Genomic DNA, 11,706 nt, shown 5'->3' on the forward strand with positions numbered 1-11,706 from the left:
GTGTGACCCTCTCTACTGGGATTCCCGCGTACGCGAGTCCCGTCGATCACGTCGCCTACGGCCAGTACGGCCCAGGCCGCCTGCACCTGTCACCGGGCTGGAACCGCCCCCTCTACCCCTTCCAGGACCGCATCACCGCCGACGGCTCCAGCGGCCACCGCGCCGAGCCCGGCCGCTACCACCTCTACCTCGCCTGGGTCTGCCCGTACGCCCATCGCGCCGCGATCGTCCACAGGCTCAAGGGCCTGGAGGAGGTGGTGTCGCTGTCGTACGTGGACGACGAGCGCGACGGCCGCGGCTGGGCCTTCAGGGAGCGGCGCGGCCCCGACCCGGTCAACGGGTTCACCCTGCTGGAGCAGGCGTACACGGCCACGGAGGAGGGCTACGGCGGGCACGTCTCCGTCCCGGTGCTCTGGGACAAGGAGCTGGGCAGGATCGTCAGCAACCACTTCCCGGACATCACCATCGACCTGGCCACCCAGTTCGGGCGATGGGCCGATCCCGAGGCCGACCTCTACCCGGAGGCGCTCCGGCCCGAGATCAACAAGCTGAACGCGTGGATCCACCACGACATCAACACCGGCGTCACCCGGGTGGCCCGCGCCGAGGGCGAGGAGCGGGAGGACGAGCGCCTGCGGGTGCTGGCCGCGCTGGAGTGGATCGACGAGCGGCTGGCCGGCCGCCGCTACCTCACCGGCGACACCCTGACCGAGGCGGACGTCCGGCTGTGGGTGACGCTGGCCAGGTACGACGCCCTGCACAACCGCGACCACGAGATCAGCGAGTGGGACCTGTCCGGCTTCGAGCACCTGTGGGGCTACGCCCGCGACCTCCACAGCCTCCCCGCCTTCCGTGAGACCACCGAGGGCCTGCCCGCCACCTGGGACCTCCCGCACGGGCGGGGCGCCTGATGAGCCGCAAGCAGGTGCACCTCGCCGCCCACTTCCCTGGCGTGAACAACACCACGGTGTGGGCCGACCCCCGCTCGGGCAGCCAGATCGACTTCGCCTCCTTCACCCACCTGGCCAGGACGGCCGAGCGCGGCAAGTTCGACTTCTTCTTCCTGGCCGAGGGGCTGCGGCTGCGCGAGCTGAAGGGCCGCATCCACGACCTCGACGTGGTGGGCAGGCCCGAGTCGCTGACGCTGCTCAGCGCGCTGGCCGCCGTGACGCACCGGCTCGGCCTGGCCGGGACCGTCAACGCCACCTTCAACGAGCCGTACGAGCTGGCCAGACGCCTGTCCACGCTCGACCACCTGAGCGGCGGGCGGGCCGCCTGGAACGTGGTGACCACCTCCGACGCCTTCACCGGCGAGAACTTCCGCCGCGGCGGCTACCTCGACCGGGCCGACCGGTACGAGCGGGCCGCCGAGTTCCTCCGCCTGGCACGCGAGCTGTGGGACTCCTGGCAGCCGGACGCGGTCCTCGGCGACCAGGCGGCGGGCCGCTTCCTCACCCCGGACGCCATCGGCACGGTCGGGCACCGGGGCGCGCACTTCTCCGTGGAGGGCCGCTTCACGCTGCCGCGCGGCCCGCAGGGGCACCCGGTCGTCATCCAGGCCGGCGACTCGGACGAGGGCAGGGAGTTCGCCGCCGCCAACGCCGACGTGATCTTCACCGGGCACGGCTCGCTGGAGGACGGCAAACGCTTCTACGCCGACGTCAAGGGCCGCCTGGCCAGGTACGGCCGCGAGCCGCACCAGCTCAAGATCATGCCCGGGGTGACGTTCGCGCTGGGCGACACCGAGGAGGAGGCCGCCGAGAACGCCGCCGCCATCCGCCGGCTCCAGGTCGGCCCGCAGACCGCGATCGCCTTCCTGGAACAGGTGTGGGGCCGCGACATGTCCGGTCACGACCCGGAGGGGCCGCTGCCCGACATCGAGCCCGCCCTGGACGAGGGCGTCTCCCAGGGGCGCGTCGCGATCAAGGACCGGGCCGCCGTGGCCGCCAAGTGGCGGGCCCTGGCCGCGGAGAAGGGCCTGTCGATCCGGGAGCTGGTCATCGAGGTGACCGGGCGGCAGACGTTCGTCGGCACGCCGCGGACCGTGGCGCGGCTCATCGACGAGCACGTGCAGGCCGGCGCCGCCGACGGGTTCATCCTCGTGCCGCACCTGACGCCCGGCGGGCTGGACGACTTCGTGGACCGGGTGGTCCCGCTGCTGCAGGAACGCGGCTCCTTCCGTACCGACTACACCGGCAGCACCCTGCGCGAACATCTGGAGCTGACATGAGCACCCTGCACCTGGCCGTCGCGCTCGACGGCGCAGGCTGGCACCCGGCCGCCTGGCGGGAGCCGAGCGCCGCGCCGCGCGCCCTGTTCTCGGCCCGCTACTGGGCGGGGCTGGTCGCCGAGGCCGAGCGCGGGCTGCTCGACTTCGTCACCATCGAGGACGCGTTCGGCCTGCAGTCCACCCTGCCCGACACGCCCGACGACCGGACCGACCAGGTACGGGGCCGCCTCGACGCGGTGCTGCTCGCCGCCAGGCTGGCGCCGCTCACCCACCACATCGGCCTGGTGCCGACCGCCACCACCACGCACACCGAGCCGTTCCACGTCGCCATCGGCATCGCCGCGCTCGACCACGTCAGCGGCGGGCGCGCCGGCTGGCGGCCCCAGGTCTCCGCCCGCAGCTTCGAGGCGCGCCACTTCGGCCGCCGCGAGTTCCCGCCCCTCGACCAGGTGCTGAACCGGCCCGGCGGCGTGGACCTGTCCGGCGACCCGCACGTACGCGACCTGTTCGCGGAGGCGGGCGACGCGGTGCGGGTGGCGCGGCTGCTGTGGGACAGCTGGGAGGACGACGCCGAGATCCGCGACGTGCCCACCGGCCGGTTCATCGACCGCGACAAGCTCCACCACATCGACTTCGAGGGGCGCTTCTTCTCGGTCAGGGGCCCCTCCATCACCCCCCGCTCGCCGCAGGGCCAGCCGGTCGTGGCCGCGCTGGCGCACAGCCGGCTGCCGTACGAGTTCGCCGCGGCCCACGCCGACGTCGTCTTCGTCACGCCGCACTCGGCCGAGCAGGCCCGCGCCATCGTGACCGAGGTCAGCGAGCTGTCCCCGGACGTGCAGATCTTCGCCGACCTCGTCGTGTTCCTCGGCGACGACGCGGCCGCCCGCAAGGCGCGACTCGACGAGCTGGACGGGGCCGAGCTCGCCTCCGACGCCGCCGTCTTCACCGGGCACGTGCGTGACCTGGCCGGGCTGCTGCTGGAGTGGCGGCGCGCCGGGATCCAGGGGTTCCGGCTGCGGCCGGGGGCCGTGCCGTACGACCTGTGGCAGATCGCCTCAGGGCTGACGGCCGAGCTGCGCGGCCGTCAGGCGTTCAGGAGCAGGTACGAGGCGCGGACGCTGCGCGAGCTGCTCGGACTGCCCCGCCCGGCGAGCCGTTACACGGGTCACCACGCGGGTCACCACACGGGTCACCGTGCGGGGGCACGATGAAATTCCTGCTCATCACGCTGATCACGCACACCGGCGGGAGCTCGCCGACCGAGCGGTTCCGCGAGGTGGTCGCCAACGCCGTGCTCGGCGAGGAGCTGGGCTTCGACGGGTTCGGCGTGGGGGAGCGGCACGAGCGGCCGTTCATCTCCTCCTCCCCGCCGGTGGTGCTCAGCCACATCGCGGCGAAGACGTCCAGGATCCGGCTGTTCACCGCGGTCACCACGCTCAGCCTGCTCGACCCCGTGCGGGCCTACGAGGACTATGCCACGCTCGACCACCTGTCGGGCGGCCGCCTGGAGCTGATCATCGGCAAGGGGAACGGGGCGGCGCAGGCCCAGCTTTTCCACGTCACCGCCGAGGACCAGTGGGAGCGCAACCGGGAGTCCTACGAGCTGTTCCGCCGCCTGTGGCGGGAGGACAAGGTCACCTGGCAGGGCCGGTTCCGTCCGTCGCTGACCGAGGCCGAGACCTGGCCGCGGCCCCTGCAGCGGCCGATCAGGGTCTGGCACGGCAGCGCCACCAGCAAGGAGTCGGTGGACCTGGCCGCCCGCTACGGCGACCCGCTGTTCTCCGCGAACGTCACCAACCCCATCGACCCCTACGCCGAGCTGATCGACCACTACCGCGAACGCTGGGCGCACTACGGGCACGACCCCGCCGACGCGCTCGTGGGCGCGGGAACGGCCGGCTACTACGCGGCCAGGACCTCCCAGGAGGCCATCGACACCTACCGGCCGATCTTCGAGGCCCGCGTGCTGTTCCAGCGCCGCCTCGGCCTGCCGGTCGTCTTCCCGACCCTGGAGGACGCCATCGAGCGCGGCTCCATCCTCGTCGGCAGCCCGCAGCAGATCATCGACAAGGTGCTGCGCTACCACAAACGGTTCGGGCACGAGGTCATGCACCTGCACGCCGACGCCGACGGGCTCACCCCGGCGCAGCACCGGGGAGCGCTGGAGCTGTTCCAGGCCGAGATCGCGCCTGCCCTGCGGGCCGAGATCCCCAGCAGGCCGTTCCCCTCCCCCGGAAGTGACTCATGACGCTGTCCATCCTCGACCTGGCCCCCATCCCCTCCGGCGGCACGGCCGCCGACGCGCTGCGCAACACCATCGACCTGGCACGGCAGGCCGAGCGGTTCGGCTACCGCCGCTACTGGGTGGCCGAGCACCACTTCGCGCCCGGCGTCGCCGGCTCGGCGCCCGCCGTGCTGATCGGGCTGATCGCGGCAGCCACCTCCACCATCCGGGTGGGGTCCGGGGCCGTGCAGCTCGGCCACCAGACACCGCTGTCGGTCGTCGAGCAGTTCGGCCTCATCGACGCCCTCTATCCGGGACGGCTCGACCTCGGCATCGGCCGCTCGGGCCAGCGCCGCGCCGAGCTGACCGCCCGCCAGGCCGCCCCCGCCGAGCCGCCCGCAGAACCGCCGGCCGAGCGGTTCGTGGACGGGCTGCTCATCCCCAAGCCGTTCGACTTCGCCAAGCTCGTCACCCACCCGCAGCTCGCCCACTACGCCACCCTGCTTCAGCAGCCCGGCGCCCAGACCCCCGACTTCGCCGGCCAGATCGACGACGTGCTCGCCTTCCTCGACGGCACCCACGAGGCGCACGCCGTCCCCGGTGAGGGCGCCGACCTGCACGTGTGGATCCTCGGCAGCAGCGGCGGGCAGAGCGCCCAGGTCGCGGGGGAGCGGGGCCTGCCGTTCGCGGCCAACTACCACGTCAGCCCCGCCTCCGTGCTGGAAGCCGTCGAAGCCTACCGGGAGGCGTTCAAACCGTCCGCCGCGCTGGCCGAGCCGTACATCGTCGTCTCCGCCGACGCCGTCGTCGCCCAGGACGAGGCCACCGCCCGCGAGCTGGCCTCACCCTACGGCCTGTGGGTGCGCAGCATCAGGACGGGCGCCGGCGCCATGCCCTTCCCGACGCCCGCCGAGGCCGCCGCTCACCCCTGGACCGACGCCGACCGCGAGCTCGTCAAGGACCGCCTCGACACCCAGTTCGTCGGCACCCCAGGACAGGTCGCCGAACGGCTGGACGTGCTGCGCCGGGTCATCGGGGCCGACGAGCTGCTCGTCACCACCATCACCCATGATCACGACGACCGCGTGCGCTCGTACGAGCTGCTCGCAGAAGCCTGGAACCGCCGGTGAAGCGCCTCATCCCCGTCCTCCTGCTGGCCCTGGCCGCGTGCGGCGCCCAGCCTGCCACCCAGCGGGCAGCCGCCGCGCCCACCTCCCTGACCTGGGCCATCGAGACCCAGCCGATCACCCTCAACCCGCAGCAGTGGGCGCAGAACAAGGTCAGGCTGCTGGTGTTCAACCAGTTCGACGCGCTGCTGACCAGGAACAAGGACGGCTCGTTCGGCCCCTGGCTGGCCAAGGAGTGGAAGGTGTCGGACGACGAGCTGACCTACACTCTCACCCTCCGCGACGACGTCACCTTCCACGACGGCACGAAGTTCGACGCCGCCTCCGTCAAGGCCAACCTCGACCAGTTCTTCGTCGAGGGCTACAACACGGCCGTGGCCGGCATCCAGCTCCGGGCGTACCAGGAGGCGAAGGTGACCTCGCCGGCCACGCTGGAGATCACCCTCAAGGAGCCTGACGCCCTCTTCCTCGACTTCCTCGCCTCCCCCTACGCCGGTCAGGTCTCCCCGAAGTCGCTCAAGAGCGCCAAGGACCTCAAGTTCGGCGGCGTCGATCTGGCCGGCACCGGGCCGTTCATCCTCGACAGGTACGTGCCCGGCCAGGAGATCCACTACCGCCGCAACCCCGCCTACCAGTGGCCGCCCGCCGGAGCCGCCCACCAGGGCCCCGCCCACCTGTCGGAGATCACCTACCGGTTCCTGCCCGAGGCCGCCGTCCGCGTCGGCGCGCTCACCTCCGGCCAGGTGCAGGTCATCGAGGGCGTGCCCGCCACCGAGGCCGGGCTCATCAAGAACGATCCCGGCCTGACGCTGCAGACCGCGCTCAACTCGGGCACCTCCTTCTCCTACTACTTCAACACCTCCCGCGCCCCGTTCGACGACCAGCGCGTACGCGAGGCCTTCCGCGCGGCCGTGGACCTGGACGCCGTGCTCAAGGCCGTCTACCAGGGCACCGCCACCAGGGCGTGGAGCGTCGTCGGCAAGGCGAGCACGTTCTACGACACCTCGCTGGAGAACACTTTCGGCGGCGACGTCGCCAAGGCCAACGCGCTGCTCGACGAGGCCGGCTGGAAGCAGCGCGACGCCCTGGGCTACCGGGTCAAGGACGGCAAGAGGCTGAGCGTGCGCACGATCGCCTCGGCGGCGTTCATCCGCGACCGGCGCGACATCCTCGCCCAGGCCATCCAGGCGCAGGTCAAGCAGAACGCGGGCATCGACTTCCAGGTCAAGATCGTCGACCAGGGCACGGCGCAGAAGGCACTCGACGACAACGACTACGAGGTGTTCGAGAACTCCCGCGGCGACTCCGACGCCGGCGCCGCGCTCAATCTGCTCCTGCCGGGCAAGGGCGCGCTCAACCGCACCCACTTCTCCGACCCGGACGTCGAGAAGTGGATCGCCGAGGCCTCGCGGACCTCCGACCAGGAGCGGCGCAAGGAGCTGTACGCCAAGGTGCAGCAGGTGGTGGTGCGGGACAAGGCCATCGTGTTCCCGATCTACGTGCCCGCCGACCAGATCGCCGCGCAGAAGAGCGTCCAGGGGCTCGGCTTCAACCCCGCCTCCGGCACGCCCGCCGGCGCGTACGACGTGCGGATAGGCACATGATCGGCCGGCTCGGCGTCGTCAGGCGGCTCGGGACCGGGCTGGCCGTGTTGTGGGCCGCCGCCACCGCCTCCTACGTCGCGCTGCTGATCGCTCCGGGCGACACCGTGGACATCCTGATCGGCGACGGCGTCGACACGCCGGAGATCCGGGCCGCGATCATCAGGGAGTGGGGGCTCGACCGGCCCGAGGTCGTCCAGTACCTCGCCTACCTGTGGCGGCTGCTGCACGGCGACCTCGGACGTTCCTACCAGCTCCAGCGGGGCGTCGGCGAGGTGCTGGCCACCCAGATCGCGCCCACCGTCCAGCTCACCCTGGCCGCCGCGGCCGTCGGGGTGACGCTGGCCGCAGTCATCGCGCTCGTCACGGCCGGGCGCGGGCGGGCGGCGCGGGGCATGGCCTCGGTCGCCTCGGTGGCGGAGCTGGTGGCGGTGTCGGTGCCGCCGTTCCTCATCGGGATCGTGCTGCTGGCCGTCTTCTCGTTCACGCTCGGCTGGTTCCCCGTCTCCGGCGCGCAGGGGCCGGCCGCGCTGGTGCTGCCCGCGCTCGCGCTCGGGCTGCCCATCGCGGGCGTGCTCGGGCAGGTGCTGCGGGGCGGGCTCGAACGGGCGCTGGAGCAGCCGTTCGCGGTCACCGCCAGGGCGCGCGGCCTGACGGAGCGGGCGCTGGTCGCCCGGCACGCGCTGCGCCACGCGCTCATCCCGGCCGTGACGCTGGCCGGCTGGTTCACCGGCACGCTGCTCGGCGGGGCCGTCATCACCGAGGTGCTGTTCGGGCGGCCCGGGCTCGGCCGCGTCGCCATGGACGCCGTCACCGGGCGCGACATGCCGGTGGTCATGGCCGTCGTGCTGCTGTCGGCCCTGGTGTACGTGACCATCAGCACGCTCCTCGACCTGGCCTACCGCGCCATCGACCCGCGAATCCGAGGCTGACCGCCCATGTCCGCACTCACCCCGGCCTCCACCCCGCGCTCCACCCCGGCCTCGCTGCGCCTGCCCATCGCGCCAGGGCTGCTCCTCCCGAGCGCCTTCCTCGTCCTGCTGGCGCTGGCCGTCGCCGCGCCCGCCCTGCTCACCGGCGCCGACCCGCTGGCCGCCGACCCGCTCAGCGCGCTCGCGCCCCCCGGTGCCGGGCACTGGTTCGGCAGCGACCACCTCGGCCGCGACGTGCTGTCCAGGGTCGTGCACGGCGCCCGCCACTCCATCAGCATCGGCGTCGCCGCCACCGTCCTGGCCGTCACCTCGGGCGTGCTGCTGGGCCTGACGGCCGGCCTGTCACCCAAATGGCTGGACGAGGCGCTGGCCCGCGCGTTCGACGTGCTGTCCACCCTGCCCGAGCTGCTCCTGGCCCTGCTCGTGGTGGCGATCACCGGCCCAGGCACCGGAAACGTGATCTTCGCGATCGCCGTCGCCCAGATCCCCAACTACGCCCGCGTGATCCGCGCCCAGACGTTCGTCGTGCGCCACTCCGGCTACGTCGAGCAGGCCGTCACGTTCGGCCGCCCCCGCCTGGCGATCACCGCCGGGCACGTGCTCCCCAACGTGCTCGGCCCCATCCCCGTCCTGGCCACCATCGGGCTCGGCCAGGCGGTCATCGCCAGCTCGGGCCTGAGCTTCCTCGGCATGGGCCCGCAGCCGCCCGCCGCCGAATGGGGCGCGATGCTCTCCGAGGCCCGCAACTACCTGCGGGTCGCCTGGTGGGAGGCGCTCTTCCCAGGTCTGGCGATCACGCTCACCGTCGTCTGCCTGACCGTCGTCGGACGCCGTCTCCAGCGCCGCTTCGAAGGAAGGACCCCATGATCACCAACTCCGGCGAGGACACGGGCGCCTCCCCGCTCGTCGCCGTGCGGAACCTGCGGGTCGGCTTCAACGGGACGGAGGTCGTGCGCGGCGTCTCGCTGTCCGTCGCGCCCGGCGAGTGCGTGGCCGTCGTGGGGGAGTCCGGCTCGGGCAAGAGCGTCACGGCCCGCACCCTGCTCGGGCTGGCCGGGCCGGGCTCGTCCGTGCGGGCGTCCGCGTTCACCGTCGCGGGGCGCGACGCGCTGACGTTCGGCGAGCGGGAGTGGCGCGGGCTGCGCGGCAGGTTCGCCGGCCTCGTGCTGCAGGACGCGCTCGTCTCCCTCGACCCGCTGCGGACCGTCGGCGCGGAGATCGGCGAGGTGCTGACCGCGCACGACGTCGTGCCGCGCCGGTGGCGGGAGAGCAGGACGCTTGAGCTGCTGGAGTCGGTCGGCGTGCCCGAGCCGGAGCTGCACGCACGCCGGCGTCCGCACGAGTTGTCGGGCGGGCTGCGGCAGCGCGTGCTCATCGCCTCCGCCATCGCGGCCGAACCCGAGCTGATCATCGCCGACGAGCCGACGACCGCGCTCGACGTCACCGTGCAGGCCCAGATCATGCGGCTGCTCGCCGAACGCAAGGCGGCCGGCACCGCGCTGCTGCTGATCAGCCACGACCTCGCCGTCGTCGCCTCGATCGCCGACCGGATCCTCGTCATGCGGGACGGCCGGGTCGTCGAGGAGGGGCCTGCCCTGGACGTGCTGGCGGCGCCCGCGCACGACTACACGCGCGCCCTCCTGGCCGCCGTCCCGTCGGCCACCTCCCGCGGCACCCGCCTCACGGACGGCGCCCCCCTCGCCGCACGCCACGCGAACGGCACTCCTGTCAGCTCTGTGCGGGCCCCGGTGCTCGCCGTGTCCGGCCTGACCCGCTCCTTCGGCCCCCGCCGCGTCGTCGAGGACGTCTCCTTCGCCCTGCACCGGGGCGAGACGCTGGGCATCGTCGGGGAGTCCGGCTCGGGCAAGACCACGGTGGCCCGGCTGGCCCTGGCCCTGATCGAGCCCGACGACGGCCGGGTCACCCTGCACGGCGAGCCGTGGAGCGGCTTGCCCGAGCGTTCCCGCCGCCCCCGCCGCCCCACCCTCCAGCTCATCTCCCAGAACCCGCTGGACTCCTTCGACCCCCGCCACACCACCGCCCGCCTGATCGCCGAGCCGCTGCGGCTGCCGCGGGCCGGGCGGCGGGCACGCGTACTGGACCTGCTGGCCCGCGTCGGCCTCCCGCCCGAGGTGGCGGGCAGGCATCCGCGCGAGCTGTCCGGCGGCCAGCGGCAGCGCGTCGCCATCGCCCGCGCTCTCGGCCCCCGCCCCGACGTGCTGGTCTGCGACGAGCCGGTCTCCGCGCTGGACGTCTCCATCCAGGCCCAGGTGCTGGACCTGCTGGCGGAGCTGCAGGCCGAGTACGGCACCGCGATGGTGTTCATCTCCCACGACCTGGGCGTCGTGCAGCACATCGCCGACCGGGTGCTGGTCATGAAGGACGGCAGGGTCGTGGAGGAGGGGGAGGTGGACGGGGTGTTCACCGCGCCGCGCCACCCGTACACGCGGGATCTGGTGGCGGCGGTGCCCAGGTTGCCCGGCGGGGAAGTGGCAGATCTTCCTCGGTCCGGGGCGGAAACCCAGGTGAGCGCGGGGATGTGACCCGCTGGAGGGTGGCGCAACCTCCCTGTTATCCCCTTATTCCTACTTATTTAGTAGGTTGAAGGCATGGAACGGGTGGCCCTCGACGATCGGCGGCGCCGGGCGGATCGTGCCCGGCAGGTCGCCGACCTGCTGAGAAGACAGATCATCCACGGCGGCTTCCCCGGCGGGCAGCTCCCGCTGGAGGCGGCGCTGGCGCGCGAGTTCGACACCTCGCGCAACACCGTGCGCCAGGCCCTGGACCTGCTGCGCGAGGAGGGACTGGTCGAGCGGTGCCCCGGCGTGGGCACCACCGTGGCGGCCGAGAAGTACCCGCACGGCCTGCACCGCCTGCTCGGCCTGGCCGAGACCCTGCACGAGCACGGGCAAGTCGTCAACCAGGTCCGCACGATGACCCTCATCGAGCCGCCCGCCCCGGTCAGCCACCGGCTCGGGCTGCCGCCCGGCGAGCAGGTCGTCTACCTCGAACGGCTGCGCAGCCTCAACGGCCTGCCGCTCTCGCTCGACCTGACGTACCTGGTGCGCGAGGCCGGCGAGCCGCTGTTCGACGAGGACCTGGCAGGCAACGACATCTTCGTCCTGCTGGAGACGATCACCGGGCAGCCCCTCGGCATGGCCGAGCTGACCCTGGAGGCCGTCAACGCCGACCCGCACACCGCCGCCGCACTCGGCACGCCGCGCGGCGCCGCGCTGCTGATGGTCGAACGGCTGACGCACCTGGCCGACGGCAGGCCGGTGGACCTGGAGTTCATCCGTTTCAGGGGGGACCGGCTGACGATGCGCGGCCACCTGCGACGTACCGAGAAGGAGGAGCACGCATGGCCCTGATCGAGCAGCGGGTCGAAGTCCCCGTGACGATCGACGAATCCCTGTGCATCGACGGGTGCACGCTGTGCGTGGAAGCGTGCCCGCTCGACTCGCTGGCGATCAGCGACGAGACGGGCAAGGCGTACATGCACGTGGACGAGTGCTGGTACTGCGGCCCCTGCGCGGCCCGCTGCCCGGTCGACGCGGTCACCATCAACATCCCCTACCTGCTGCGATGAAGG

Annotated in this window: 11 protein-coding genes; all 11 read left to right on the forward strand. The window is 72.7% G+C overall.

The annotated features are described in order from the left end of the window. Positions 1-2: 2 nt before the first annotated feature. The 11 genes from FXF51_RS44550 to FXF51_RS44600 all read left to right on the forward strand — a co-directional run bounded on the left by FXF51_RS44550 (position 3) and on the right by FXF51_RS44600 (position 11,703). Positions 3-911: a glutathione S-transferase C-terminal domain-containing protein gene (locus tag FXF51_RS44550; RefSeq protein WP_148440842.1), complete on the forward strand. Its 909-nt coding sequence runs from the start codon at positions 3-5 to the stop codon at positions 909-911. Beyond that, positions 911-2,230: an NtaA/DmoA family FMN-dependent monooxygenase gene (locus FXF51_RS44555; protein WP_148440843.1), complete on the forward strand. Its 1,320-nt coding sequence runs from the start codon at positions 911-913 to the stop codon at positions 2,228-2,230. The genes FXF51_RS44550 and FXF51_RS44555 overlap by 1 nt, the downstream gene beginning before the upstream one ends. Continuing rightward, on the forward strand, positions 2,227-3,441 hold the full coding sequence (locus FXF51_RS44560; protein ID WP_148440844.1) for an LLM class flavin-dependent oxidoreductase: 1,215 nt from the start codon (positions 2,227-2,229) through the stop codon (positions 3,439-3,441). The genes FXF51_RS44555 and FXF51_RS44560 overlap by 4 nt, the downstream gene beginning before the upstream one ends. Next, on the forward strand, positions 3,438-4,478 hold the full coding sequence (locus FXF51_RS44565; RefSeq protein ID WP_148440845.1) for an LLM class flavin-dependent oxidoreductase: 1,041 nt from the start codon (positions 3,438-3,440) through the stop codon (positions 4,476-4,478). Before FXF51_RS44560 ends, FXF51_RS44565 begins: the two co-directional genes overlap by 4 nt. Next, the gene (locus FXF51_RS44570; RefSeq protein WP_148440846.1) at positions 4,475-5,584 is read left to right on the forward strand and encodes an LLM class flavin-dependent oxidoreductase; all 1,110 of its coding nucleotides are present in this window, start codon (positions 4,475-4,477) and stop codon (positions 5,582-5,584) included. The genes FXF51_RS44565 and FXF51_RS44570 overlap by 4 nt, the downstream gene beginning before the upstream one ends. Next, complete coding sequence (locus tag FXF51_RS44575) at positions 5,581-7,185, forward strand: ABC transporter substrate-binding protein (protein WP_262380247.1); 1,605 nt, start codon at positions 5,581-5,583, stop codon at positions 7,183-7,185. The genes FXF51_RS44570 and FXF51_RS44575 overlap by 4 nt, the downstream gene beginning before the upstream one ends. After that, complete coding sequence (locus FXF51_RS44580) at positions 7,182-8,114, forward strand: ABC transporter permease (protein WP_148440848.1); 933 nt, start codon at positions 7,182-7,184, stop codon at positions 8,112-8,114. Before FXF51_RS44575 ends, FXF51_RS44580 begins: the two co-directional genes overlap by 4 nt. Before the next feature lie 6 nt (positions 8,115-8,120). Beyond that, positions 8,121-8,981 carry an ABC transporter permease gene (locus FXF51_RS44585; protein WP_148440849.1) on the forward strand — a complete coding sequence of 287 codons (861 nt, stop codon included), beginning with the start codon at positions 8,121-8,123 and terminating at the stop codon, positions 8,979-8,981. Further along, positions 8,978-10,657: a dipeptide ABC transporter ATP-binding protein gene (locus FXF51_RS44590; RefSeq protein ID WP_148440850.1), complete on the forward strand. Its 1,680-nt coding sequence runs from the start codon at positions 8,978-8,980 to the stop codon at positions 10,655-10,657. Before FXF51_RS44585 ends, FXF51_RS44590 begins: the two co-directional genes overlap by 4 nt. A gap of 66 nt (positions 10,658-10,723) precedes the next feature. After that, positions 10,724-11,485 (forward strand): GntR family transcriptional regulator, encoded by a 762-nt coding sequence (locus FXF51_RS44595; protein ID WP_148440851.1) that lies wholly within the window; start codon positions 10,724-10,726, stop codon positions 11,483-11,485. Beyond that, positions 11,476-11,703, forward strand: a complete 228-nt coding sequence (locus FXF51_RS44600; RefSeq protein WP_148440852.1) for a ferredoxin family protein — start codon at positions 11,476-11,478, stop codon at positions 11,701-11,703. Before FXF51_RS44595 ends, FXF51_RS44600 begins: the two co-directional genes overlap by 10 nt. Positions 11,704-11,706: the final 3 nt, after the last annotated feature.

It is taken from the genome of Nonomuraea sp. PA05 (assembly GCF_008086045.1).
GTDB classification, from domain to species: Bacteria; Actinomycetota; Actinomycetes; order Streptosporangiales; family Streptosporangiaceae; genus Nonomuraea; species Nonomuraea monospora.